Annotated in this window: 19 protein-coding genes; 6 read left to right on the plus strand and 13 right to left on the minus strand. The window is 59.7% G+C overall.

The features are described 5' to 3' along the window. The first annotated feature begins 7 nt into the window (after positions 1-7). Positions 8-499: a gliding motility lipoprotein GldH gene (locus tag H8B15_RS06440; RefSeq protein WP_187318857.1), complete on the plus strand. Its 492-nt coding sequence runs from the start codon at positions 8-10 to the stop codon at positions 497-499. A 96-nt stretch (positions 500-595) separates the two neighbouring features. Here H8B15_RS06440 and H8B15_RS06445 read toward each other — a convergent pair whose 3' ends face one another. Further along, positions 596-787 (minus strand): cold-shock protein, encoded by a 192-nt coding sequence (locus tag H8B15_RS06445; RefSeq protein ID WP_187318858.1) that lies wholly within the window; start codon positions 785-787, stop codon positions 596-598. Positions 788-1,056: 269 nt separating this feature from the next. Between H8B15_RS06445 and H8B15_RS06450 the strand changes: the two genes are divergently transcribed. Next, entirely contained in the window at positions 1,057-2,664 is a 1,608-nt protein-coding gene (locus H8B15_RS06450) for a hypothetical protein (RefSeq protein ID WP_187318859.1), read from the plus strand. A gap of 83 nt (positions 2,665-2,747) precedes the next feature. On the opposite strand, the gene H8B15_RS06455 is transcribed toward H8B15_RS06450, so the two are convergent. The 6 genes from H8B15_RS06455 to H8B15_RS06480 form a co-directional block, all read right to left on the minus strand. After that, a complete protein-coding gene (locus tag H8B15_RS06455; protein ID WP_187318860.1) occupies positions 2,748-4,025 on the minus strand; it encodes an ATP-binding response regulator in 1,278 nt (425 codons plus the stop codon). A gap of 11 nt (positions 4,026-4,036) precedes the next feature. Then, on the minus strand, positions 4,037-4,483 hold the full coding sequence (locus H8B15_RS06460) for a response regulator (protein WP_187318861.1): 447 nt from the start codon (positions 4,481-4,483) through the stop codon (positions 4,037-4,039). Beyond that, the gene (locus H8B15_RS06465) at positions 4,480-6,750 is read right to left on the minus strand and encodes an ATP-binding protein (RefSeq protein ID WP_187318862.1); all 2,271 of its coding nucleotides are present in this window, start codon (positions 6,748-6,750) and stop codon (positions 4,480-4,482) included. Before H8B15_RS06465 ends, H8B15_RS06460 begins: the two co-directional genes overlap by 4 nt. 26 nt (positions 6,751-6,776) lie before the next feature. Beyond that, positions 6,777-7,355, minus strand: coding sequence for a biliverdin-producing heme oxygenase (locus tag H8B15_RS06470; RefSeq protein WP_187318863.1), 579 nt, complete (start codon positions 7,353-7,355; stop codon positions 6,777-6,779). Positions 7,356-7,634: 279 nt separating this feature from the next. Next, positions 7,635-8,516, minus strand: a complete 882-nt coding sequence (locus H8B15_RS06475) for an NmrA family NAD(P)-binding protein (protein ID WP_187318864.1) — start codon at positions 8,514-8,516, stop codon at positions 7,635-7,637. Between the two features lie 208 nt (positions 8,517-8,724). Further along, positions 8,725-9,600, minus strand: coding sequence for a hypothetical protein (locus tag H8B15_RS06480; protein ID WP_187318865.1), 876 nt, complete (start codon positions 9,598-9,600; stop codon positions 8,725-8,727). 147 nt (positions 9,601-9,747) lie between these two features. Between H8B15_RS06480 and H8B15_RS06485 the strand changes: the two genes are divergently transcribed. Next, the gene (locus H8B15_RS06485) at positions 9,748-10,530 is read left to right on the plus strand and encodes a phosphatase PAP2 family protein (RefSeq protein ID WP_187318866.1); all 783 of its coding nucleotides are present in this window, start codon (positions 9,748-9,750) and stop codon (positions 10,528-10,530) included. Here the strand turns inward: H8B15_RS06485 and H8B15_RS06490 are convergent. Next, a complete protein-coding gene (locus tag H8B15_RS06490; RefSeq protein ID WP_187318867.1) occupies positions 10,515-11,531 on the minus strand; it encodes a ComEA family DNA-binding protein in 1,017 nt (338 codons plus the stop codon). The two genes, H8B15_RS06485 and H8B15_RS06490, sit on opposite strands and share 16 nt — an antisense overlap. Before the next feature lie 146 nt (positions 11,532-11,677). On the opposite strand from H8B15_RS06490, the gene H8B15_RS06495 reads away from it, so the two are divergent. The 3 genes from H8B15_RS06495 to H8B15_RS06505 all read left to right on the plus strand — a co-directional run bounded on the left by H8B15_RS06495 (position 11,678) and on the right by H8B15_RS06505 (position 19,397). Then, positions 11,678-12,289: a DinB family protein gene (locus H8B15_RS06495; RefSeq protein ID WP_187318868.1), complete on the plus strand. Its 612-nt coding sequence runs from the start codon at positions 11,678-11,680 to the stop codon at positions 12,287-12,289. A gap of 217 nt (positions 12,290-12,506) precedes the next feature. Then, complete coding sequence (locus tag H8B15_RS06500) at positions 12,507-18,794, plus strand: alpha-2-macroglobulin family protein (protein ID WP_187318869.1); 6,288 nt, start codon at positions 12,507-12,509, stop codon at positions 18,792-18,794. 153 nt (positions 18,795-18,947) lie between these two features. Beyond that, the gene (locus H8B15_RS06505) at positions 18,948-19,397 is read left to right on the plus strand and encodes a hypothetical protein (RefSeq protein WP_187318870.1); all 450 of its coding nucleotides are present in this window, start codon (positions 18,948-18,950) and stop codon (positions 19,395-19,397) included. Positions 19,398-19,477: 80 nt separating this feature from the next. On the opposite strand, the gene H8B15_RS06510 is transcribed toward H8B15_RS06505, so the two are convergent. The 5 genes from H8B15_RS06510 to H8B15_RS06530 all read right to left on the minus strand — a co-directional run bounded on the left by H8B15_RS06510 (position 19,478) and on the right by H8B15_RS06530 (position 24,910). Continuing rightward, a complete protein-coding gene (locus H8B15_RS06510; RefSeq protein ID WP_187318871.1) occupies positions 19,478-19,813 on the minus strand; it encodes a 2Fe-2S iron-sulfur cluster-binding protein in 336 nt (111 codons plus the stop codon). A 168-nt stretch (positions 19,814-19,981) separates the two neighbouring features. Beyond that, a complete protein-coding gene (locus tag H8B15_RS06515; protein ID WP_187318872.1) occupies positions 19,982-20,995 on the minus strand; it encodes an NAD(P)/FAD-dependent oxidoreductase in 1,014 nt (337 codons plus the stop codon). A gap of 172 nt (positions 20,996-21,167) precedes the next feature. Next, the gene (locus tag H8B15_RS06520) at positions 21,168-22,430 is read right to left on the minus strand and encodes a PepSY-associated TM helix domain-containing protein (protein WP_187318873.1); all 1,263 of its coding nucleotides are present in this window, start codon (positions 22,428-22,430) and stop codon (positions 21,168-21,170) included. Between the two features lie 18 nt (positions 22,431-22,448). Further along, a complete protein-coding gene (locus H8B15_RS06525; protein ID WP_187318874.1) occupies positions 22,449-23,489 on the minus strand; it encodes a TonB-dependent siderophore receptor in 1,041 nt (346 codons plus the stop codon). After that, positions 23,390-24,910, minus strand: a complete 1,521-nt coding sequence (locus H8B15_RS06530) for a TonB-dependent receptor (protein ID WP_187318875.1) — start codon at positions 24,908-24,910, stop codon at positions 23,390-23,392. The genes H8B15_RS06525 and H8B15_RS06530 overlap by 100 nt, the downstream gene beginning before the upstream one ends. Positions 24,911-25,084 lie beyond the last annotated feature (174 nt).

Genomic DNA, 25,084 nt, shown 5'->3' on the forward strand with positions numbered 1-25,084 from the left:
TTTTTGTATGCATCGTTCTTTTCGTTTTCCATCGTTGTTGTTGGGGGTGGCGTTGGTAGCCTTGCTGGCGGCCTGCAATCCAAATCAGGTGTTTGAGAAAAACCTTGATTTTGACGACCGCACGTGGGCCGTGCAGGAAAAGCCCACGTTCGAGTTTCAGATTGAGGACACCACCCAGCGCTACGATGTGTACTTCAATGTGCGCAACACGTCGTCGTATGGCTACTACAACCTGTATGTGCGGCACACGCTGGTGGGCCCCGACGGCAAGCAGCTTTCGCGACTCCTGCACCAGATGATTCTGATGGACCCGCAGACTGGCGAGCCGCTGGGCAGCGGGGCCGGCGACATCTTCGACCACCAGTTTCTGGCCCTACCCCGCCAGCAGTTTCACCGGCCGGGTACGTACAAGGTGATGCTGGAGCAGTACATGCGGCAAGATCAACTGCCCGACATCATGGCCGTGGGCGTGCGGGTAGTGAAGAGCGCCGCCCAATAGCAGAAGCACAGACTACCCTACCTACAACCAAAAAGCGCCCCGGCTCATGTGAGCCGGGGCGCTTTTTGGTTGTAGGTAGGGTAGAAGAAAGTGCGTTTAGATGCGCTCTACCTTCACGGCGTTCTGGCCTTTCTTGCCATCGATGACATCAAACGAAACCCGGTCATTTTCCTGGATTTCGTGGATTAGGCCGGTTTGGTGTACAAAAATTTCCTGGTTGGTATCATCCTGCACGATGAAGCCGTAGCCTTTGGCTTCGTTGAAGAATTTTACAGTACCCGTTTTCATGGAATGCTATGGTAATGGTTGAGTTAGCGAATCGGGGGTAAATCTACGGGTATTTCTGTATTTGCAGCAGCGCCAAATACAGGCGAAATGCGAATAGAAAAGGAGGGTAGCATGAGATGTAGTGGGGAGATGCTGTAGCCGGAATTTGCTGTTCGTGAACAGGATAAGCCAAGATTTTTTCTGGTTCTGATCTTAACTCATCCGGAAAGCAGTGCGTATAAAATTAAATACCCACCCGATCATTTTCTCACTACAACCACCCCCACACCATGGAACCGAAAGAGAAAAACCAGGATAATCAGTACAGTAATTCGTCGGCCAATACTGCACTCACCAACAAAACCGGCCAGGACGCCAAGATGGGTGCCGACGCCAGCCAGACGCTGGCTAATAACCCCAACCAACCGGAGACTCCCGGTATGAAATCCGGAGAAAATAAAGATAAAAATGCCGTGTCGAGCCAATCGTTGGCCAACTCTGAAATGAGCGTAGGCAAAGGCGCCGTAACAGGCGAGCAAGGCAATCAGAAAAACAAGGAAGCCAACCCGGCCGACATGAAGATGTCGTCGTCGAAGAGTAATAGCAAAGCCTCGACGGATAAAGACAAAAAGCAGCCTGCTACGGTACAAGCCAGCAGCAAAGACAAAACCAAGAAATCGGACGGCAGCAAGCAGGCACTTCGCAACGTAGCCGGTACTAGCAACGTGGACGACGCCAGCAACAGCACCACCGACATGTACCGCGACCATGAGCGTCGCGAAAACGAAAACAGTGGTGCCGGCCGCGGCGAGTTTGGTAGCCAAGGCTACGGCGGCACGCACGGCGGCTACGGCAACCAGTACCGTGAGCCCGAAACCCGCGGCAACTACTACAACGATGAACAAGACCGGCGCTATGGTGGCAACTACGGCTCCGGCGGCTACCACCCCCAAGACGACCACAACCGAGACCGGCGCAATGCCCCGCACTACGGCAGCGACTATGACCGTAGCTACCAGGGAGCGTACAACCGGTCGTATTCTTCCACCCAAAATTCTAACGCTATGAACAACGAAAATCAACGTCGTGATTCGTATGGAAATCAGAATCGCGATAATCAGAACCGATACAACGACGACAACTACCGTAACAACCAGCGCGGCAACGACGACTACCGTGGCAACTCGCAAGGCTGGATGAACAACTCATCCAACCAGCAAGGCGGTAACTATCGCAACGACAACAACTACCAAGGCGGCTTCCAGAACGATAATGGCTCGCGCCAGGGCCGCGGTGGCTACAGCAACGACTACGGCAACTCGTCGATGGGCGGCAGCAACTATAGCGAAAACCGGGGCTACGATGCCAACCGCAGCAGCTACAGCAATGAGTACCGCAACCAAAACGAGGACTACCGCTCGTCGCGCGGAGGCTACGACAACCAAGGCTCGCAGCAAGGTCCCGACCGTAACAACTACGGCAACGGCTATGGCCGCTCGAACAACTACGGCGACCAGCAGCGCAACAGCCGCCACAATGATGAGCAATACGGCAGCAACTCGCGCAACGACAGCTACCGCAACGACTACAACCGCTCGGATGAGCGCGACCGGGGTGGCTATGGCAATGGCCGCAACAGCTACGGTGGCAACAGCAATAGTGGCTACGGCTCGCAGGGCGGCTCTTATAATGATGAGTACGGCTCCGCAAACCGGAACCAAAATGGCAGCTGGCAGGGCTCGCCCGACCGCGGCGACTACCGCTATCAGGACCGTAACCAGCAGAATTACGGCGAGCAGCGCCGCGACCAATACCGCAATCAGCACGACGATTCGGACTACGGCTCTGCCCCCCGCCGCAACCGTGGCCGCGACAATGACAACAACAACGACTACTAAGCGTGCTGACTACGAAAGAAAAGGCCTCCCCACGTTGGGGAGGCCTTTTTGTTGCTACTAGCAAGCAGAGAAACGGGGCAGCTCTACACTTCCTGTTCGGAATGCTGATGCTTTTGCAAGTAAATGCGGAAGGTAGTGCCTTGCCCTACTTCGCTCTCCACTTCAATATGCCCTCCGTGCGACTGCACCAAGCGGTTTACCAGAAACAAGCCCAGCCCAGTGCCTTCGCCTGCATCGGGGTGGAAGCGGCGGAACAATTGAAACAGCTCGGCGCCGTGGCGTTTCAGGTCGATGCCCAGGCCATTGTCCTGCACTTCGAGTACGGAGGCGTCGTGAAGTACCAGGGTGCGCAGGTGAATGGTGGGCTGCCGATTGTGGTGGCGGTATTTGAGCGCATTTGCCAGGAGATTGAGCAGAATGGTGCGCAGATTGCTGCGCACATACTGCAACGAGGGTAGAGCGTCGAAATTGGTGGAAACCGTGGCCTGCTCGGCCATTAGTTGCGGGCGCAGGGTTTGCAGCACATCGGCCATGAGAGAAGCCAGATCTACCTCTTCCTGCACATGCGTGCCGGGTAGGCGCTCTACCTGCACGGCCGCGGCCAGATCGGTGATGGTAGATGTGAGGTTCTGCAACGATTCATCAATCAGGCGGAGCAGAATAGCTTCCTCGGGGTCGTGGAAGGTAGCCGCGCGGCGCAGCTCGTCGAATAAGCCACGGAGGTTGTTGACGGGTTGCCGCAAATCATGCGAGGCCGCGTACACAAAGTTGTCCAGGTCGGCATTGGTGCGGGCCAGCTGTTGGTTGGCGGTGGCCAGCTCCTGGTTGCGCAGGCGCACTTCTTCGTTGGCAGCCAGCAGGCGGGCGTTGGTGTCGTCTACCTGCTGGCGAGCAGCGGTAAGATCGGCCAACGACTCGCGCAAGTCTTGGTTTATGGCCTGTAGCTGGCCGTTGTACCGCGCTTCGTATTGGCGCCACTCATTTTTCTCAATGGCGTGGATAACCGTTTTATACAGCAACTCCGGGTCGAATTGCTGCTTTACCAGGTAGTCGAGGGCGCCGCTGCTGAGGGCGCGCACGGCCAGGGCTTCGCTGCCACCGCCCGTAATCATCACCACGCACAGCGTATTGGGCGGTGTGCGCTGTTTTAACTCGGCCAGCACCTCCAGCCCGTCGGTATCCAGTAAGTTATAATCCAGCAGAACGCAATCGGGGCGGTGGGTTGCAAACAGCTCCACGCCTGTTTCCCCCGAGTCGGCCTCATAGATGGTCATACGCTCCTGCCCCGCCTGCTTATCGAGGTAGCGCTTATAGAGCATCCGGTCCTGCTCATTGTCGTCAATGAGTAAAATCTTTTTCAACGGATAGGAGCTTAAATAGAAAGCGGCAACTGCGATGCCTGTAGCCAATAGTGGATAATCAATTCAACCTTCTCCTCTAGCACAGTATACTCAATGGGCTTGGTGAGGTAGCTGTTGGCGCCCAGGCGGTAGCACTCTTCCACGTCGCGGCGGTTGGTAGAAGTGGTGAACACGATAACCGGAATAGACAGCAAGCGAGGGTCGTGCTTGAGCACATCGAGCACCGCCCGGCCATCGGTGCCGGGCATGTTCAGGTCGAGTAGGATGAAAGCGGGCAGATGAGCTGGCCAGTCGGGGTGCTGTCCGTATCCCTGCAAGTACTCCAGCGCCTGGTCGCCATCTTCGCAGCGCAGCAGCTGGTTGGGTAGGGCATGTTTGCGAAAGGCCCGTCCCAGCGCCGTAAAGTCTTCCAGACTATCTTCCACTACCAGGATGGGTTGGGTGAAGGGAACTATCATAGAGCTTTGGGAAGAGAGAAATAGAAAGTGGCGCCTTCTCCGAGTACGGATTCAACCCACAGTTTGCCGCCATGTTTTTCAATCATTTTTTTGGCAATGGCCAAACCAACACCCGTGCCGCCGCCATACTTATCCTGTGCGTGCAACCGTTTGAAAATCTTAAAGATGTTTTCGTGGTGCTTGGGGTCGATGCCAATGCCTTGGTCGCGCACGTAAAACACATCAAACTGCTCAAGCGACGGAAAACCTATCGTGGAGGAAGTGCTAGCGGTGGCTACCCCTATAGTGACGTATTTCTCTGGAGAGTTGCTGTAGCGCATGGCATTGGTAATCAAATTATTGAATACCTCGCCCAGGCGGATGGGGTCAGCTAGGATGGTAGGAAGCGGGCCGGCCACCGTAACGGTGGTGTGGGTTTGCTCCAGACGAGGGGCCAGCAGTTCTAGCACGCCATTCACCAACGCGTTCATATCCGTCTGGACCGGCACGAGGTCCATACGGCCTACCCGCGAAATCTGCAGCAACGACTCAATGAGGGACTCCATGCGCTGGCTGAGTCGGACCAGCGTTTGAAGCTTGCTTACGCCTTCCGCATCGAGGCGGTCGGCGTAGTCTTCGAGCAGGAAGATGGAGTAGTTATGAATGCCTCGCAACGGCTCTTTCAAATCGTGCGAGGCCACGTAGGCAAAAGAGTCCAGCTCGTCGTTGCTGCGCTCCAGCTCGGCATTGAGACGGCTGAGGCTGGTGGCGCGGGCTTGCAGCTCATTGAAAATCTTGAGGCGGATATCGGCAATGTGCAGGCGCAGCTCCTGAGCGGCTTCTATTTCCAGTGGCAGCCAGGCAGCAGCCGTGTTTTCTACCGTTTGCTTCCAGGCCTCAAACGACTGCCGCGGCGACAGAAAAATCTGGCCGTCGGCCTTGGTTTCCACCTTCTGCGTGCGGCCGGCCCACGTAACGGTCTGAAGTTGCTCGGGCCGAAACCACAGAATGTAATCGTTGGCAGCCTGAGCCAGCGTGATGGCCAGAATACCACTGGCTGTGCCCCGAATGGCCACCCCATCGGGGTTGAGTTGGGTGTAGGAGTCGGTATGGAAAACATCCTGCGGCGCGTGCTGGCGTAGCCACGCTACCACATCCCATATTTGGTCGGGGGTAGGGGTGGTGCCCAGCGTAACAATTTCGCCCTCAAAGCAGATAGCAGCGCCGCCACACGCAAATACATTCAGCAGCGTAGCCGTGTGCTGGTACAAGCCGGTTATGAAATCGGCCGAGCTATTCATCTGCTCAAACAGCCGTGCCTGGGTTTTCTGAATATGCAGCTGGTAGGCCTGCAAATCCTGCTGTTCCTTGGTAGGAAGCAGGGCCGAGAAGGTTTTACCAATGAACAGGCACAACTCCCGCAACTCGTAGCTCACCAAATGGGGCGTGAGGTGGTGGCAGGTAATCATACCCCACAGCTTACCCTCCCGAATAACGGAAATAGTCATGGTGGCCGCCGAGCCCAGGTTGTGCAGGTACTCCAGGTGAATGGGCGACACGCTGCGCAGCACGGCATGCGTCATGTCGGGGGGGCGGCCCGTGGTGGGGTTGCGCACCGGCACCAGTGGGGCCGGTTGGTAAGAAGCATCCGGAATGAAGCGCAGCCAGTTTTTGAGGTACATGGCCCGTGCCTGCTGCGGAATATCGGTGGCGGGGTAGTGCAGGCCCAGCCACGGGTCCAGGTCGGGGCGGATGGCTTCGGCCACTACCTCGCCACTCTCATCGGCCGCAAAGCGGTACATGGCTACCCGATCAAACCCCGTGATGTTGCGCACCTGCTCCACCGCGTGTTGGCAAAAGTCGAGCACGGAGGTGGCACCCAGCATCTGGCCCAGAGCCGTGTTCAAGGTGGCCAAATCCACCACGCCGGGACTATTAGAGTCAACTGGCTCGAACTCGGCCCATAGCAGGCCATCGTAGCGGTGCACAATGAGCTTGTAGAACGGCTGCCCAGGCGTGTGGTGTAGTTGCACGCCCAGCAGCTTGGGCGTTTCGGTGAGGGTAGGCCAGAGGGCATCTAGCTCTGCCAGCTGCGTGGGGGGTAGCAGCCGCTCCAGGCCCGCGCCCAGCAGCTCATGGGCTGGAATGCCCAGCAGCTCCTGCGTATTTGCGCTGGCCTGCACCACCCGCTGCGTTTGCTCATCCAGGCACAGCAGGAACCCATACGGCTGCACCGACCCCGGGATATGAATCGGCTCCCGGTCGCAGTTGGTGAGGGTCGTCGGCATATCCGACAAAAGCTCGCTGGTATAACTTACGGTTGACTGATCCACGCGTGTAAGTGTTGAAAGGTAAGCACGGCCGACTGCACAATTTCTGTCTGCTCCTCAGTGGTAGCCGCTGCCGTCAGCAGCTGACAAAAACTTTTCCACATTGGTCCCGTGCGCTCCGCGTAGCCTGTAAAATAGGTTTGCAGCGGAATATCGGCCTTGGCTAGTTGCCGCCTAATTACTTGTCCGCCCAGGGTAGAGCCCTCTAGTACATACATGGCCCCCAGCAATTGCGCACGGGTGCGCAACGGTGGCAAAGTAGGGCAAAGTACTGGCTCCGATGGGTTGTTGGTCTGCGCCATATCCTCCAGAATCAGATGGGCACGGTAGCGTTGGTCTAGCTGCCACTCTGGTCCAAATGCATCGGCATGTGCCCGCAACTGGGTTTCGTAGGGCTGCAAAAAACCATATATCCGGCGCAGAAAATGCGCCGTAGCCGCCTGAGAAACTGTTCCTGCCGTCAGCTCCTGATTGAACGTGTTTTGCTCCAGCGCATCGTGGTAAGGCCGGGTTTCAACACGCAATCGGGACAGAATATCAGGATGTTCGGCAGTAACAGACATAAGCGGATGAGAGAGAAAAGAACAGTAAAAGTAATTGCTACACGGAAAAGTTATGAGTTGCGAGTTGTCGGGAGGCTGTATTGTAGGCCGCGTAGCAACCGAAGGTTTGTAGAACAACACCAGTGTTACAACCCGCGCCGCGTAGCGAGGTAAGGAACGTATGGCTGACTCCTGCGCCGCTATGTGGCGCAGGAGTCAGCCATACCCGTGTGGTGCTGCAACCCTATGGGCACTACGCGGCTTCTGCTACTGTAGCCGCCCGAATAACTCGCAACTCAACTACTCTTCCGGCTGGAACTGCGCCTTGTAATCATTGGCAAATTGCTGGATGGTGTGGGGAGCGTGGCCGGTAAGTGCTTGCACTTCGTTGCTGACAGTAGCGGCGTGGCCGGCGCGGTAATCGGCGTATAGGGCCAGCAATTCGTCTACCCGCTCGGCGGGCAGCTCCTGCATGGCCGCGCGGGCGTCGTCTTCCGAAACCGGTACGTAACGCACTTCCTGGCCCGTGGCCTGGCTAAGGGCCTCGGCTACCTGCTGGCCGGTGAGAGCAGCTGGTCCGGTGAGGTGGTAAGCCTGGCCGGCGTAAGCGGCGGGGTCGGTGGTGAGCAAGGTGGCCGCGGCGGCAGCAATATCACGCACATCAATGTAGGCTACCTGCGCATCGGAAAGGGGTAGGTAGAATTTGCCTTCATCTCGGATAGTAGCACAGTGCTGGTGCACAAAGTTCTGCATAAAGCCTTCGGGGCGCAGTACGGCATATGGCAGGCCGCTAGCGGCTACCAGCTGTTCTATCTCGCGGTGGCGCTGGTCAATTTCAATCTGTGAATCGCGGCCAGCGCCGGCGGCCGAAAGCTGCACCAGCTGCCGTATGCCTGCTTGCCGAGCGGCCGCAAGCAGGAGCCGCGCCAGCTCCACTTGGTCGGGGGTAGGCGGGGGAAGCAGGAACACGCGCTCGACACCGGTAAGGGCTACTGCCAGCGTTTCCGGGTTGTGGTAATCTATTTCCACCAGCTGCACATCGGGGTTGAGGTGCTTCAGCCGGTCGCCTTTGATAATAGAATGTACGCCCGCCCGAACCGTGACGCCACGGTTGGTCAGTGCTTTCACCAGTTCAGTGCCGATAGTACCCGTAGCGCCGGTAACAAGAATGGTAGATGCCATACTATAGAAAGTGTGAGTTGCGAGTTTGTGAAGTTGTGCATGAAAGCGCCTGTCATCTTGCGCTTGCAAAAGGCTTTCTCACGCGATAACCGATAGTCGTTCTCGCGTGAGAAGGTCCTTTGTCGCCGCTTGAGACGCGGAAGGCTCAGGATGACAGATGCACTGTTGCTTACGGCAACAGGCGTAAAACAGCCAACTAGTGCGGTTGCTATTGGTGCGTCACCTGGTAGAGCCGGCCCTTCTCGCTGCTGATCATGAAATCGTGTTGATTGATGAAGGAGAGGGCCTCTACCTGATGATCAATGGGTAGGCGCAGCATCTGTTTGGCGCCGTCGAACAAGCGTTTGCCGGGCTCGCGCTGAAACAGATACACGCGTCCGCGCCCCAGTAGGGCCACCGTGCGGCCGTCGGGGCTGAGGTCGGCGGCCGTAATCCAGGTGTCGAGCAGCAGGCTGTCGGCTAGGCGGGCCACATACGTGCCAGGCCGGGCCGGCAGCACGTATTGCTTCACCCACAAATCCTCGGGGCTGCGGTTTTTGGTGAACAGATAGAGGCTATCTTGAGAATAGTAAAAGGCCTCGCAATCGAAGTTGCGGTTGCTTTTCTTGGGCGGAAAGGCCCGCTGATCGGGGTAGGCAAACCGAATGGTATCAATCTGCTGAAAGGTAGGGCCGCTGAGGCGATACACGGCCAGGTTGCGGCGCTTGTTCTGGTTATTGCCGAAGTCGCCGAGGTAGAGGCGCTGCTCGTCGTCGTGAGCTAGGTCTTCCCAGTCAATGTTGGTGAGCGGGGCCAGATCCAGGGTTTTCAGCAAGTCGCCCTGGCGGGTAATCTGATAGAGGTGGGAGCTGTTGCCGCCGTCGCTATGCGTCCACAGGTCGCCTACCTTGTTGGCCGGCGCCAGCCCCGAGTTTTCCGTCACCTTGCCTTTTGGCAGCCGCCCCACCTGCTCGGTAGTATACTGCCTGCTGACATCCACAAACCGGCTGCGGGCCGACTTATCGGCGCAGCCGCTCAGCAGGAACGCGCACCCAGCTAGCAGGGCACAAGCAGTACGGGAAAGAAATTGGGAAGCGGAAGGCATAGGCTAGTTGCCGGGCATACGTAGCCGCCGCCACTGCCGTTGCGGCAGTGGGCAGGCCCCCCGAAACCATTGTATTCTTCATCCAAAAAACAGCTTTTGCAGAAGTATCTTACAGGAAACATCCATTGCGCTTCTTCTCCACCCGCTATGCGTTTTCTTCTGGCGTTGCTGCTCTGCCTGCCAGCTCTATTGAGCGCCCGTGCGCAAACCGCCTACCCTCCGGCTGATAGCAGCGCCGCGTGGCGGCCAGCGCGCACCCTGCGCGTGGCCGTGCCCCTCACGCTGCTGGCTGTGGCCTACGCGGGCAAAAATGAAAACGTGGTGGACGAGTGGAAAGAGCACCTGCGCGACGAAACCCGCGAAGCCTTCCCGCGCTTCCATACCAAAATCGACGACTACACGCGCCGCGCGCCGCTGTGGGGTGCCTACGGGCTGATGGCTGTGGGCGTACGCGGCGAGCGGGGTGCAGTGGCTTTCACCCTCAACTATGCCCTGGCGCACGTGGTCAGCTCCACGGTGGTATCCAAGCTCAAACACTACACCCACGAGCAGCGCCCCGACGTAGCCGGCGACTTCAGCTCCTTTCCCTCCGCCCACACCGCCGACGCCTTCCTAACGGCCACGCTCCTGCACGAGCAGTTTGGCAAAGAGCATCCTTGGGTGAGCGTAGCAGGCTATACCGTGGCCACAGCCACCGGCGCCATGCGCGTGCTCAACGACCGGCACTGGGCATCCGATGTGGTGGCTGGGGCCAGCATCGGGTTTTTGTCGGCCGAGGCGGTGTGGCGGCTCTACCCGCACCTGGCGCGGCTGGTGCCCGGCAAGGTAGGCGGCTGGCTGACGGTAGTGCCCGCCTACGCGCCCGGCCAGACGCTGGGCCTGGTGGCGGTGCTGCGCCCCGGCAGCGCCGTGGCTCAGAGCCGTAGGTAGGGCAGGAGCTTCTCGTACGTGGCCTCGTCCAGAATGCGAATCTGGCGCAAATCGGTGGCCTGCCGGAACGGGCCGTGCTGCTGGCGGTAGGCCACTACCACCCGCGCCAGGCGCTTGCCCACGTAGGGGTGCGCCTGCAACAGCTCGAAGGGGGCGTTGTTGATGTCGATGGGGGTAGGGGCGAAGGAGCCCGTCACGAAGGTGTATTTGCGCAGGCTGTCTACCAGATCAGGGGCGTCGCGTAGGCTGTAGATTTCGGCCAATTGCCCCGCCCGTACAAAGCCACCCAGCCGCACGCGGTACTCCACCACGCGTGCCGAAAGCCCCCGCCCGATGCCGCGAATCTGCATCAGCTGGGTGGTATCGGCCGTGTTCAGGTCGAAGGCCGCCAGGTGGGTAGGCTTGCGCGGAAACTTGCTGGCCGGGTAGGGCGCCCGGTCGGGGAATTTTTTATCAAATTTCTGATCCTGGCGGGCATAGGCCGTGCGGGCGGGCATCGTCTCGGGGAGCTGCATGTAGGGCGCCAGCCGCTGGTACACCGAGTCGGGCAGGCCGTAGGTGCGCCGGATTTGCTCCTTGGCCTTGAAGCCGCCTATCACGTCGCGGAAGTGCACCAGGCGCTCGGCCAGGAAGTGACCTAGGCCGCGGGCTTCCCAGTTGCGGGCCGTTAGGGCATTGGGGTCGAAGGGTGCCAGTGCCACCTGGGGCACCGCGGGGTAGCGGCCGGGATAAGTGCGGCGGGCATAGCGGGCGGCTTCGGGCTGGCGGCGGGCAGCCAGTTCTGTGGTCAACTGGTTGAGTTGGCGCTGGTCGGCTGCTGGGTTGTAGTGGGGTAGGGCTGGGCGCAGGAGCATCGGCACAAACAGCCACGCCAGCAGCAGGAGCAGCAACACTAGAAAACCGGAGGTTTCGCGGCGCGAAAAGCCGAAGTAGCGCCGCACGAGGGTAGGTAGCCAAGCAGCGCGTTTGCGCGGGGTAGGAGCGGGCTTGAGGCCAGGCATAAAGGAGTAGCTTAACGATAGAGCATAAAGGCAATAGCCGGAGAGTGCGTATCTAAAATCGGGCCGCGGCAACGGGCAGGGACGCGGAAACCCGCGCATGGGGTTGCCTCAACGCCCTCGCTGCCGTATCATTACTGTTTCTTCCGATGTTCCTGCCCGGAGCTACCCGCCAGTCACCGCCCGCTATGAGCCAGCCCGCTACCCGCACCACCGACTTCCTCGACCAGCTCACGGCCGATCTGCGCGCTTTGCAGGCCACCGCGGCGCAGGAGTTTCGCCCCCTCACCGACGACCAACTGAACCGTCGGCCTGGCCCGGGCAAGTGGAGCGTGGGGCAGTGCCTGGAGCACCTCAACATCATCGGGGGCCTCTACCTACCCCTGATAGCGCGCAAGTTGCAACAGGCCCAGGGCCGCAGCTCCCGCCCCGCCGATACCATAAAGCGTGGCTTGATAGGGCGCCGCATGACGGAGGCCATGCGCGTGCCGGCCAGCGAAAAAGTCATCAAATCGCCCCAGCAGTACGCTCCCAGCGGCTCGCGCCTACCGCGCACGGTGGTAGAGGTATTCAACCGGCAAGCCGATGAGCTGGTGGGGCTGCTGCAACAGGCGCGCGGGGTCAACATCAACGCCATCCGCATCCCCAACGTGGTGATACCATTGCTACGCCTGCGCCTCACCGACCAGTTGGAGCTGCTGGTGGTGCACGCCCAGCGCCACATCGCCCAGGCCGAGCGGGTGCTGGAAGGCGGGAAGTAGGGTAGGAGAGACCGTCATGCTGAGCGCAGCGCAGCGAAGTCGAAGCATCTCGCGTGCTCCCGGTAATTACTACCTGCCATCAGCACGCGAGATGCTTCGACTCCGCTGCGCTGCGCTCAGTATGACGGTCAAAAAGAAAAACGGTAGCGCCGTATGGAATCCGGGCAGGTTCTGCATCTGAAATGCATAAACTTGTTCAGATTTCCGTTTCCTACCCATGCGCTACTTCCTGCTGCTCACGCTTGGCCTGTTTCTGATGTTTACTGCCGGCTCCTCCGCCCTCACCTCGCCCCCCGACGGCCCCAATCCGAAGAAATGGAAGCAGATTGATGCCCTGCTGAAGAAGGATCAGACCGCCTCGGCCGGCAAGCTGGTGGAGGAAATTTACCAGCAAGCCCGTCGCCAGCAAGACACGCCCGAGTACCTGCGCGCCCTGCTCTACAAGCTGCGCATTCTGGAAGAAAAAGAGGAAAACGACGACGAAAAAGCCATTGCCTTAGTCGAAAAGGACCTGCAAACGGCCAAGTTTCCGGCCCGCCCAATTCTGCATAGCCTGTTGGCTCAACTCTACGCCAGATACTACCAACAGCACCGCTACCAGCTCTACAACCGCACCCCCGGCGGCGCCCAACCCTCCGACAGCCTCGCCACTTGGGATGCCGCCCGCCTCGGCAATGCCATCATCACGCATTACCGGGCTTCTCTTGAGGACGAGCCCCAGCGCCAGCAGCAGTTGCAGCTCTCGAAGCTCGGCTACGCCGTCCGTGGCGGCGACGCCGAGGGCCGTGCCCTGCGCCCTACCCTCTACGACCTGCTGGCCCACCGCGCCGTAGATGGCCTCGGCAACGACGAGTTCTACGTGACGCGTCCCACCGAACAGTTCGAGTTGAAAAATCCGGCTTTGCTCGGTTCTGCCCAAGATTTTGCCCGCCTGCCCCTACAAGCACCTACCGCCGATTCGCTCAACGGTCAGTTTCACGCGCTACGGGTGTGGCAGCAGATTACGCAGTTTCGCCTCACAGATACCAAAAACCTGGCGGCGCTGGCCGATGTGGATTTGCAGCGCCTGCGCTTTGTGTGGCAGCACGCCACGTTTGCCGACAAGGACTCGCTCTACCGCGCTGCCCTAGTGCGCGGCGCCGAAACGTACCGCGCCCTACCTAGTAGCACAGAGTTTCTGGTAGCAGCGGCTGCAACGTTGGAAGAAACCCAGCCAGCCCAAGCGCTGAAACTTGCTCAGGAAGCCGAAAAGCAGTTCCCGAAGTCACGCGGGGGGCAGCTGGCGCGGGTGCTGCGGCAGCGCATCGAGCAGGTGACAGTCGGCTTTACTACCGAAGATGTGGTGCTGCCCAACCAACCCTGGCTGCTGAAGCTGGACGTGCGCAACACCCAGCGCCTCTACGCCACCGCCTACCGCGTGAGCAGTGCCTACAATCTGCGCCTGACGGAGCCAGACACTTCCAATGAGCCATTCAACTTTCAAAAAACCTTTGCCCGCGCCCTGGCCGGCAAGCCCGCCGCCACCTGGACGCTCGACCTGCCTACCCCCGCCGACTACCGCGCCCACACCGTGCAGCACGCCGGGCCGGCCCTACCGCTGGGTTACTATATCATCCTGCTCAGTACCGCTCCCGAAAATCCAGCCCGGAAGCGGCCGGGCGTCGTAACGGCCCGGTCTTTTTTGAGCGTGAGTGAGTTGAGCCAGGTGCACCGCAACACGGCATCGGGTATGGAGCTGCTGGTGCTGCATCGCCAGAGCGGCGAGGCCCTACCCGGCGTGCGGGTTCTACCCTTATTTCAATATTATAGCCAGAAAGAAGAGGCTTACCAGCAACGGCGTGGTACCCCTTCACTCACCAGTGCCGAAGGAACAGCTCAGATTCTAATGGGCATGAAGACCGGTGACAACAACCGGCTACAAAGTATTTTCCTCACGCGCGGCACCGATTCGCTGCTGGTAGAAAACCTGAACGGCTACTACTTCCCGCGCCGTAGCCAGACGCCCGAGGCGGAGAAGCCCCAACGCCGCACCTTCCTCTACACCGACCGCGCCATTTACCGGCCCGGCCAGACGCTCTACTTCAAAGGTATCCTGACAGAAAGCCGCGCCGGTAAAAACCAGCTGCTCACGGGCCAGTCCGTAGCCGTGCGCCTGCGCGACGTGAACGGCCAGACTGTGCAAACGCTCAATTTCACTACGTCTGATTTTGGCTCCTTCCACGGCTCTATTGTACTACCCACCGGCCTGCTCAACGGCGAAATGGCTCTGGAAACCGACAACGGTAGCGTGGGCTTCGCGGTGGAAGACTACAAGCGCCCTACCTTTCAGGTGACGTTTGCGCCGGTGCAGGGCACGCCCGTGCTGGGCCAGCAAATAGCAATGCGTGGCACCGCTACGGCCTACGCCGGCCAGGCCATTGATGGGGCCACGGTGCAGTACCGGGTGGTGCGGCGCACGGTGTGGCCGCTGTTCGGGCGCAGCTACGGCCGCCCCATCTACCCAGGCGGTGGCGCGGACGTGGAAATCAGCAACGGCACTGCCCAAACCGATTCGGCGGGCGGTTTCGTGGTGACCTTCACGGCCAAAGGCGAAGCGCCGGACGGCAACCGCCGCGGCCCCTGGCAGCCCGGCTACGTGTTCAGCGTCACGGCCGACGTGACCGACGCGGCCGGCGAAACCCGCACCGGCGAGCAAACGGTGAGTCTGGGCACCAATGCCCTCACGCTACGTCTGGAAGTGCCCGAACTGCTGAACCGCGAGGATTTGCCCGCGCTCCAAATACTCAGCACCAACGCTACCGGCGAGGCCGTGCCCGCCCGCGGCACGTTGCGCCTCTACCGTCTCGTGCCGCCCGCCCGCACCCTGCGCCCCCGCGCTTGGGAGCGGCCCGAGCGTGAAGCCCTACCCCGCAAGGAATTCAAGCAGAAATTCCCGCTCGACGCCTACGCCCAGGAAGACAACGACAGCACCTGGGCCCGCACGCTGGTGGCCACCCAGGAGTTTACCACCGCGCAAAGTCCGGCGCTGCCTGCGCTGGCCGCCGAGCTGGCCCGCCAGCAACCCGGCCGCTACCTGTTGCAGGTTACCGCTACCCCCACCACCGACACCAAGGCTACAGAAGCCACCACCGAGCAATTCTTCACGCTGTTTTCGACCCAGAGCGCGGCCCTTCCCGTGCCTACCCCAGATTGGTTTGTGCCGCTGCAAGACAGCGTGGCACCCGGCCAGCCGGCCCGGTTCCTGGTCGGCAGCTCTGAGGCCGGCGCACGCATTCTGCTCGAAGCCGAGGCCAAGGGCGAAACCCTGCGCCACGAGTGGCTGACGCTTTCGGCCGGTGAGCAGCGCGTGGTGGAAATCCCGACTACCGCCGCGCTGGAAGGCACGCAGCTTTACCTGCACCTCACGCAAGTATGCGACAACCGCCTCTACCAGCACAACATCACCGTACAGGTCGTCACGCCGCCCGCACCGCTACGCATCAGCCTCGCCACGTTCCGCGACAAGCTCCAACCCGGCCAAAAGGAAACCTGGCGCGTTACGATTCATAGCGCCGACGGCAAACCGGCCAAGGCGGAATTGCTGGCTTCGCTCTATGATAAGTCGTTGGATGTGTTCCGCCCGCACTCCTTTATGGAACTGGATTTTCCAAAACCCTACTATCAGGCTATGTTGGCTTGGAATGGGCGGTTTGGGACAACGAATGGGGGTGAACTGTTTGAAGATCGTGAGCAGGTAAGCGACGCTCCTACCTTATTCTATCCGCATTTAACTTGGTGGGGTTACTCGCTTGGCGATGAGGAAAGTGCCAATGACTATTTGTTAGCGCCGCGGAATGGGAAAGTGAAATTTACGCCTCCCGTTGTAAAGCGTGATGAGGAAGTGCTGAGAATAGCAAGTGGAGCCCAGATGATGAGTCTTGGTGTAGCTCGGGGCACTGCTACAGATTCCTTTACACCGCCCCCACCTCCACCTCCAAACGCATCCCCTGCGCCTGGCGAAACAGACGACTTGCCAGATATGGATAGGTTACAACTCGCCCCCGACCTCTCCACTGTCTCTACCCGCACCGACTTCCGCGAAACCGCCTTCTGGCTGCCCGACCTGCGCACCAACGACAAAGGCGAAACCGTGCTGGAATTCCAGATGCCCGAAGCCGTGACGCGCTGGCAGCTCCTGACCCTGGCCCACGACCAGCAGCTACACACCGGCACGCTGGCCCGCACCCTCGTCACGCAGAAGCAGTTGCAAGTGACCACCAACGCCCCGCGCTTCTTCCGCCAGGGCGACCAGCTCACGCTCTCGGCCAAAATCAGCAACCTCACGGTGCAGGCAGCAAGCGGCCACGCCCAGCTGTTCCTGCTCGACGCCCGCACCCAGCAGCCGCTGAAAGAGTTGATTGTAAGCCCGGCGCAGCAGCCGTTCAGTCTGAACGGCAACGCCAGCACCGCCCTCAGTTGGAACATCACCATCCCCGAAACCGCCGAGGGCCAGGTGCCGCTGGAAGCCATTACCTACCGGGTGGTAGCGCAGGGTCAGTTGTCAGTTGTTAGTGAGCAGTTATCAGGAAAACAGAAGCGAAAGCAACGTCGCCAGAACAACCTGACAACTAACAACCAACAACTAACAACTATAGAAGACGGCGAGGAAAACATGCTGCCGGTGCTGCCCAACCGCCTGCTCATCACCGAGAGCCTACCCTTACCAATCGTAGGCGCGGGCACCAAGACGTTTGACTTGCAGAAGCTGACGAGCACCACCTCGCCTACTCGGCGCAACTACTCGCTCACGCTGGAAATGACGCAGAAACCGGCGTGGTACGCCGTGCAGGCGCTGCCCTACCTCATGGAGTATCCGTATGAGTGCTCGGAGCAGGTGTTTAGCCGCCTCTACGCCAACTTGTTGGCGGCTAGTATTCTGAAGCAGAATCCGCGCATCAAACCGGTGCTAGCCGAGTGGCAGCGCGCCGCCCAGAGCGGCGATAAACAGGCCCTCACCAGCAAGCTCGAACAAAACCAGGAGCTGAAAGCCCTGCTGCTGCAAGAAACCCCGTGGGTGCGCGACGCCCAGACCGACACCGAGCGTATGCGCCGCCTCGCCGAGCTGTTCGACGAGCCCCGCCTGCAAGCCGAAACCACCAAAGCGCTGGCCAAACTGGCCCAAATGCAGCTACCCGACGGCGCTTTCCCGTGGTTCGAGAAGATGCCCGCCGACCGCTACATCACCCAACTCATTGTAGCGGGTTTCGGCAAGCTGCGCAAGCTAAATGCCTTCGACGCTACCCAGAACCCGCAGGCACAGCAAGTGCTAACCCGGGCGCTGGCCTACCTCGATGGACAGTTGCAGAAAGACTACGCCGACCTGCGCAAGCAGAAAAACGTCAACCTGGAAGAGAACCACCTGAGCCCTACCCAGGTGCAGGCCCTGTACGCCCGCAGCTTCTGGCCGAAACCGGCTGTTGCCAACGCCGCTCAGCCTGCTGCTGCCTACTATCAACAGCAATTGGCTACCTACTGGCCCCAGCAAAACCGCTATCTGCAAGGCCTGGCGGCCCTCACGCTACACCGCGCTAGCAACCCAAAAACGGCCCAGCAAATTATGATGGCCCTCACCGAAAACGCCCTGCACTCGCCCGAACTGGGCATGTACTGGAAAGACGTGCGTGCCGGCTACTACTGGCAAGAGGCCCCCACCGAAACGCAAGCCGCCCTCATCGAAGCCTACGACGAAGTAGCCAACAACCAGCAAGCCGTAGACGAAATGAAGCTCTGGCTGCTCAAGCAAAAGCAAACCCGCAACTGGGAAAGCACCCGCGCCACCGCCGATGCCTGCTACGCCCTGCTGCTGCGCGGCTCCGACTGGCTCACACCTACCCAGCCCATCCAGGTAACGGTAGGCGGCGAGCCAGTGACGCCCAACAAGCTGGAAGCCGGGACCGGCTACTTCAAAAACACCTGGTTGGGTGCGGAGGTGAAGCCCGCGCAGGGCCGCGTGACCGTGACCAAGCCCGACGCCGGCGTGGCCTGGGGTGCACTCTACTGGCAATACTTCGAGCAAATCGACAAGATTACACCCGCCACCACGGGCTTGCAGCTCACGCGTCAGCTATTCCGGGAGCAGCGTACAGCAGGCGGGCCGGTGCTGGAGCCCCTTACGCCTAGCGCCCCCTTGCGGGTAGGCGACGTGCTGGTGGTGCGCCTCGTACTGCGCGCCGACCGCGACCTGGAATACGTGCACCTGAAAGACCAGCGCGCCGCCGGGTTGGAGCTGATCAACCAGCTTTCGGGCTACCAGTACCAGTCGGGGCTGGGCTACTACGAGAGTCCGCGCGATGCGGCCACCAACTTTTTTATCAGTTATTTCCCCAAGGGCACACACACGTTCGAGTACCGTTTGCGAGCGGCGCAGGCCGGTAATTTCTCGGGCGGCTTGTCGCAGTTGCAGTGCTTGTATGCACCGGAATTCTCGGCTCACTCGGCTGGGCAGCGAGTGCAGATTGCCCTGTAGGGGCGCCTTGCAGGCGCCCGTCGTATGGGGTATTGGCAAGCGTTTGTGCAGAGTGCGAACTGTTTAGCTCGTAGCTATGATTGTAGTCAACTTTGACACTCTGGCCCGATAACTGTACTTTTGTAGCTTCTTAGGATTTCAAATGTGATGTTGATGAATAAAATCTTAGTGCTTGCCGGTCTGTTGCTCTGTAGTGCTCCAGCCTTGGCGCAAAGCCATAAGAAGCCAGAGCCAGCCGCCGTGCCGGATGGAAAGATGGCCGTTCCTGTGTCGCCGGTGCTGCCGGGTGAGGAAAACCTAACGGCCCGCGAGCGGGTGGAGCGCGATATGCTGATGCCTACCCGCCGCAACCGCGCCGCCACTCTGCAAGCCGCCGAAGAAGCCGAGGAAACTACCACTACAGCGCCCGAAACACACGGCCCGGCCGTACCCGAAGAGTCGCCCGCGGCCCCCGAGCCAGAGGCCAAGCCCGCTGCCTCCGCGCACCGCACCACCTCCCATCGGCGGCGCAGCAGCTCGGCGCACCGCAGCACTGCCGCCCGTAAAAAGACTACAACCCGCAAACCGGTGGCCCACCATACCACCACACGCAGGCGGCGCTAATACCAGCGCACTCTATAGCATAGAAACAAGAAGGACGAGCCATAGTAGCTCGTCCTTCTTGTTGTAAGTGGGTAGGCTGCCTACGCGTCTTGGGGCATGAGGCGCACCACGAGGCCATCGAGGCGGGGCGTGATGCGGATTTGGCACGACAGGCGACTGGCATCGGTGAGGATGGGTAGGGACTCCAGCATGTATAGCTCGTCGTCGCTGGGCTCCAGGAGGGCAGGGCCGGCCAGCACCTCCACGTGGCAGGTGCCGCATAGGGCCATACCCCCACACGTGGCCTGAATGTCGTAGCCGGAAGCCTTCATTACCTCCATCAGGCTCAGGCCCATATCCGTAGGGGCAATAATCTCGGTGCGCTGGCCGGGGGCATCTTCCACATATACCCGGACTTCGGTGGCGTCTAAACTCATAGGTAGGGCGTCGGTTGTAAAACAGAGGGTAGGGAGCGGCTACCTTGGGGTAGCTACCCCGCAAAGGTAACAGCGGGCGGCGGGTAGCGCTTACGTTGCCGTGTGCACTGCCTGCCGCCCGCTGCGAGTTTAACAGTTTAGCCGAAATTATTTGCCGGCAGCCACCGCTTACAGGGTAGGTACCCCGTTCACAGTGGTATACTTCAGCACATATTTTTTATCGGGGTAGATGTGCTTGTAAGCACCCTGGGCCATGAGAGCGGCCTCGTGGAAGCCGCACAAAATCAGTTTCAGCTTGCCGGGATACGTGTTGATGTCGCCGATAGCGAAGATGCCGGGCACGTTGGTGGAGTAATCCAGTGTGTCCACTTTCACGGCATTGTCCTCAATCTCCAAACCCCACTCGCCAATAGGGCCGAGCTTGGGCGTGAGGCCGAACAGAGGCACAAACGCATCCACCGGCACCTGCTCCGGCTCGCCATTGTTGCCCGTGATGGTCACGTGGGAGAGCGTGCCGTTGCCGTGCACGTGGGTCACGTTGCTGCTGAGTACCAGCCGCACTTTGCCGGCTTCGTGCAAGTTCTTCACCTTCTCGGCCGAGTCGGCGGCGCCGCGGAAGGTGGTGCCGCGGTGCACCAGCGTCACTTCCTTGGCCACATCGGCCAGGAAAATGGTCCAGTCGAGGGCTGAGTCGCCGCCGCCGGCAATCACCAGGCGCTTGTCGCGGAAGTGCTCGGGGTCGCGCACCATGTAGTACACGCCTTTGCCACCCTCAAAGCTTTCCAGCGACTCTACGGCCGGTTTGCGCGGCTCAAACGAGCCCAAACCGCCGGCAATGGCAATGGCCTTGCAGTGAATCTCGGTGCCATCGGTGGTGGTCAGCTGGAAGGAGCCGTCGTCGAGCTTCTCAAATTTCTCTACCCGCTCGCCCAGCGTGAAGGTGGGGTGGAAGGGGGCAATTTGCTCCATCAGGTTCTGCACCAAATCACCAGCCAGCACCGACGGGAAGCCGGGGATATCGTAGATGGGCTTCTTGGGATAAATCTCGGAGAGCTGCCCGCCTACCTGGGGTAGGGCGTCTACTACGTGGCAGCGCAGCTTCAGCAAGCCAGCTTCAAATACAGCAAATAGCCCCACCGGGCCAGCGCCGATAATGCAGATATCGGTGGAAATAGAACTCATCAGGAACAGCGAAAATGAGAAAACAAACAGCGCCCGGTCAGGACGTTATCTAAACAAACAGAAAGCGCAAATCGTTGGCGGAAAACAGCAAAATGCCCAGGAAAAAACATGGGTACTACCGCATTGCTACCCCCACTACGGAGTTGCGCCCGCAAAGATAGCACCGCCTGCCTTACGCTTCAGCCGAAGCGGGTGAGTTGGCGTAAGCAGGACGCATAGGCCGCACCATGCGGCGGTGCTCCACCGTACCCGCACTGGCTGGGCGGTGTTTGGTTGCCTGCTTATGGCGCTTACCCCACCAGATGTAAAAACCCGTAACGGGTAGGGTAGCAATCAGCAGGCTGGCCAGAAAGGCGATGATCTTACCAGGTAGGCCAAGGACCGAGCCCACGTGAATATCGTAGTTCATCATCACCAGCAACTCGCCTTTGGGCTTCTCGTGGTAGGTTTCTACCTTCTCAAATTGCCCCGCCGCCGAGTAAGTGAGTTGGCCGGATTGGTAGCGGCTGTTGCCTAGCGCAGCGCGTAGCGTAATGGGCTGCTCGGGGGTAGGCTTACCTGTTGAAATGGCTTTGGCTTGGGGTAAGCGCTGCCAGGCGTCGCGTAGGGCCGCGTCGGTGGCTGTAGGGGGCGGGGCCAGCTGAACCGCGAGCGGAAGGTCGGGTTTGGCGCCTTCTTTACTGCCTTTTCCACCCTTGCCACCCCGGCCGCCGGCAAGTTCTGTCTGGCCGGTAGCCAGGTAGGTGATGCCCTGCTTCATCCAGTTGAACGACCACGTGAGGCCCGTGAGAGCAATGATGAGGGCTACCAACGTAAGATAGAAGCCCACGGTGTTGTGCAAATCGTAATTCAGGCGCTTGCGGGTGGCATTCCATTTCACTGTGAAGCGCTGCTTGCGGGCGGCCTTGTTTTTGGGCCACCACAGCACCAGTCCCGAGAGCAGCAAAAACACGAAAATCAGCGTGCTCCAGCCCACAATGTACTCGCCGGCCGTGCCCAGCCACAAGCCCCAGTGCAGCCATTTCACCACCTGAAAAAACTCGTACTTGTTATCAAGCACGCCGTTCACCTGGCCCGTGTAGGGGTTCACGTACACCGTGCGGTGATACTCAATCATGTTCCCGAAGTAGGGCTCCCCGGCGTTGCCCTTGTAGGTCATAAACGTCCAGGCGCGGGTAGGGTCGGCGTAGGTGGTGCCGTTTTGCAGGGGCTTATCGGGACCCAGGGCTTCCTGCGCTTTCGCCCACACCGCGCTCAGCGGCAACGGCTGCGCCTGAGCCGGTGCTTCTACACGCACCAGATCCTGGTGCAAAACATCAAAAAGCTCCTTCTGAAACACATAGATGCAACCGGTGAGGGCCACAATAAACACGACTAGCCCAGACGAGAGTCCGAGCCAGAGGTGCAGCTTACCGACGAGTTTCTTGAACGTCATGCGCTGAGGGGTTAGCGGTTAGAAGTTGTAGCCGATGTTCAGGCGGAAGTTGGTGGGTGCCTCGGCCTGCCAGGAGTAGAAGGCGCCCGTGGTGGCCGTGCCCGCGTAGTAGCTGGCGCCGTTGTAGTTGTAGCGGTTGGTGAGGTTGTTCACCAGCAGGTTCACGTTCATGCGCTCGTTCTGCCACGAGATGCCGCCATCCAGCCGGAAGTAGCTGTCGGGCAGCAGTAGGCCCACGCCACCCAAACCGGCGTAGCGGTCGAGCTGCCACTGGTAGCCACCCGAGAGACCAAAACCGCGCAAGGCGCCCTGCTGAAAGCGGTAGGTGAGCCAGCCGTTGTTGGTGTGCTTGGCCGCGCCGCCCAGCTTGCGGCCCTGGTTGCTGGGCGCCACAATGTCGCCGGCGATGTTGCGGCGCGGGTTGTCCTTGGTCACTTCGGGGTCCAGGTAGGCGTAGTTCAGCACCGCGTTGAGGCCGGGCAGCAGCTCGCCGGTCAGGTCAACTTCCACGCCACGCGAGCGAACTTCGCCTACCTGAATCTGCGAGTTGGGGTTGCGCTCCAGGTTTGCCCGGTTGTTGTCGGGCGCCAGTACATTGGTTTTGGTGATGTTGAAGGCCGTCACGGTCGACGAGAAACGGCCGTCCATCCAGTTGCGCTTCACGCCTACCTCGGTGTTGCGGCCCCGCTGCGGGTCGAAGGGCACGTTGTTGATATCAACCCCCGCCACCGGGATAAACGACTGGTCGTACAGAGCATACACAGAAGTATTGGGGGCCACCGTGGCGCTCAGGCCCACGCGGGGCGTCACTACATCATCCTGGGCGCGGGAGCGCACGTTGTAGTTGTTGGAGTAGCGGGCAGCCAGCGTTAGGCGCAGGCGGTTGTCGAAGAAGCCCAGCTCGTCCTGCACGTAAGCGCCAGCGTAGCGAATGAAGCCTTTATATGGTCCGCTACGGCTCAGGCTCTGCGCCCGGTTGGGAGTACCCAGGGTAGCCGGCGCCGAGGTAGGGTACTGCGTGTAGGTGGGGTCGTCGAGGCGGCCCAGGTCGAGGGCCATGGTGCCATATTGGGCAAAAGCAGCATCGTACGACTAGAGGCATCGAAGCCCACAATGATGCGGTGCTGGATGGGGCCAGTCGTCACGTTGCCGTTCACAAACACTTGGCCTAGGGTGCTGGTGTTGTCTACGTCGTAGCTGCTCACCGAGCGTTGCAGCACGTTCGGGCCAATTAGGCGTTTGGAGCGGGTAGGGGTAGGCACAAACGAGCTATCAGCCACCCACGTCGACAGGCCGCGCATCTTGTAGGAGAGGTAGGAAACCTGCCCCGTCACCTTCCAATTGTCATTGAACTGATGCTCCACAGTCAGGAAGGAACTATGGTCGCTCACGTTTGATTTGCCCATCAACGGGTCGTATATGGACACGTTGCGCGACACGGACTTGAAGCCATCAGGCGAGAACAGGTAGTTGCCGGCTTGCGAAAACTGGGAGCGTTGGTAGGTATACTGCGCCGTGATGGTGGTGCGCTCGTCGAGCTGGTAGCGCAGGGAGGGTGCCAGGGCCACGCGGTTGTTGAACTCGTAACCGGCGTAGGAGTCGCTGGTCTGGCCCATTAGGTTGAGGCGGTATTGCAGCTTGCCGTCGTTGCTGAGCTTGCCGTCGATGTCGGTGGTAGCGCGGTAGGTGCCGAAGCTGCCCAGCGTGAGGCCTACAGATTTGCGGCCCGTGCCGGTAGGTGTTTTGGTCACCACGTTGTAAAAACCGCCAGGCTCAGTATTGGCCATCAAGAACCCGCCGGGGCCCTTCACAAACTCAATCCGGTCTACAAACGACATATCCTCCATCAGCGGCCCGAAGTAGTTGCCCACATTCATGCCATTGCGCAGCGAGCCAAAGCCCGAGTTAAACCCGCGGATGGTGATGCGGGCATACACGTTGTTCCAGTGACCGGGGGCTACCACGCCGCTCACGTTGCGCGTCACGCCCTCCGTAGGATTGAAGATCTGCTGATCGGCCAGCAGCTTGCTGGTTACTACCTGAATGTTCTGCGGAGCCTCTAGCAGCGGCTCGCCCAGCCGCAACGACTCCGAGGGTTTGTTGCGGTTATAACGGTCGTGCTCACCCGTCACGACTACTTCCTGCAAGCGCTGGTTCGATGGGTTCAGCACAAAGTTGGCCGTCACGGTTTGGTCGGCCCCTACCGTCACCACGCGTTCCTGTGTCACAAAACCTACCATACGTACCCCCAGCGTGTAGGTGCCAGGCACCACATTAGCAAGCCGAAAATCACCGTCGGCATCGGTGTTCATACCCAGCGACGTGCCCTGCAGCCCTATCGAAACACCAGCCGTAGGTTGGCCATTACCATCTGTGATGCGGCCTTGCACTGTGCCGGTTTGGGCGTTGCTAATGAAGCTGCTGAAAAGAAACACGAAAATGCCGAAAGCGCGGTACAGGAAAGGAAACGGTGTGCTCATAGAAGAGGCGGTAGGTTGAGCCGCAAAGCTACAAGCAGAATCTGTTTATTTATACTTAATCTAATTAAAAATAAGAGATGTAAGTTTATCAGAGGATGAGGTGCAACTGTATTGCATTGGACACTAGTTATTTACAGCCGCTCAGTTTTTTTGTGTCATGCGGTAGATTCCGAA

This window comes from Hymenobacter citatus (genome assembly GCF_014333615.1).
Taxonomy (GTDB): Bacteria; Bacteroidota; Bacteroidia; order Cytophagales; family Hymenobacteraceae; genus Hymenobacter; species Hymenobacter citatus.

What these genes read in the sequence shown, in the direction of transcription:
- H8B15_RS06460 (WP_187318861.1), bottom strand. Translation starts at nt 4,483, where the DNA reads ATGATAGTTCCCTTCACCCAACCCATCCTGGTAGTGGAAGATAGTCTG.
- H8B15_RS06510 (WP_187318871.1), bottom strand. Translation starts at nt 19,813, where the DNA reads ATGAGTTTAGACGCCACCGAAGTCCGGGTATATGTGGAAGATGCCCCC.
- H8B15_RS06520 (WP_187318873.1), bottom strand. Translation starts at nt 22,430, where the DNA reads ATGACGTTCAAGAAACTCGTCGGTAAGCTGCACCTCTGGCTCGGACTC.
- H8B15_RS06515 (WP_187318872.1), bottom strand. Translation starts at nt 20,995, where the DNA reads ATGAGTTCTATTTCCACCGATATCTGCATTATCGGCGCTGGCCCGGTG.
- H8B15_RS06480 (WP_187318865.1), bottom strand. Translation starts at nt 9,600, where the DNA reads ATGCCTTCCGCTTCCCAATTTCTTTCCCGTACTGCTTGTGCCCTGCTA.
- H8B15_RS06440 (WP_187318857.1), top strand. Translation starts at nt 8, where the DNA reads ATGCATCGTTCTTTTCGTTTTCCATCGTTGTTGTTGGGGGTGGCGTTG.
- H8B15_RS06445 (WP_187318858.1), bottom strand. Translation starts at nt 787, where the DNA reads ATGAAAACGGGTACTGTAAAATTCTTCAACGAAGCCAAAGGCTACGGC.
- H8B15_RS06525 (WP_187318874.1), bottom strand. Translation starts at nt 23,489, where the DNA reads ATGGCCCTCGACCTGGGCCGCCTCGACGACCCCACCTACACGCAGTAC.
- H8B15_RS06465 (WP_187318862.1), bottom strand. Translation starts at nt 6,750, where the DNA reads ATGCCGACGACCCTCACCAACTGCGACCGGGAGCCGATTCATATCCCG.
- H8B15_RS06500 (WP_187318869.1), top strand. Translation starts at nt 12,507, where the DNA reads ATGCGCTACTTCCTGCTGCTCACGCTTGGCCTGTTTCTGATGTTTACT.
- H8B15_RS06485 (WP_187318866.1), top strand. Translation starts at nt 9,748, where the DNA reads ATGCGTTTTCTTCTGGCGTTGCTGCTCTGCCTGCCAGCTCTATTGAGC.
- H8B15_RS06450 (WP_187318859.1), top strand. Translation starts at nt 1,057, where the DNA reads ATGGAACCGAAAGAGAAAAACCAGGATAATCAGTACAGTAATTCGTCG.
- H8B15_RS06490 (WP_187318867.1), bottom strand. Translation starts at nt 11,531, where the DNA reads ATGCCTGGCCTCAAGCCCGCTCCTACCCCGCGCAAACGCGCTGCTTGG.
- H8B15_RS06530 (WP_187318875.1), bottom strand. Translation starts at nt 24,910, where the DNA reads ATGAGCACACCGTTTCCTTTCCTGTACCGCGCTTTCGGCATTTTCGTG.
- H8B15_RS06505 (WP_187318870.1), top strand. Translation starts at nt 18,948, where the DNA reads ATGAATAAAATCTTAGTGCTTGCCGGTCTGTTGCTCTGTAGTGCTCCA.
- H8B15_RS06495 (WP_187318868.1), top strand. Translation starts at nt 11,678, where the DNA reads ATGTTCCTGCCCGGAGCTACCCGCCAGTCACCGCCCGCTATGAGCCAG.
- H8B15_RS06475 (WP_187318864.1), bottom strand. Translation starts at nt 8,516, where the DNA reads ATGGCATCTACCATTCTTGTTACCGGCGCTACGGGTACTATCGGCACT.
- H8B15_RS06470 (WP_187318863.1), bottom strand. Translation starts at nt 7,355, where the DNA reads ATGTCTGTTACTGCCGAACATCCTGATATTCTGTCCCGATTGCGTGTT.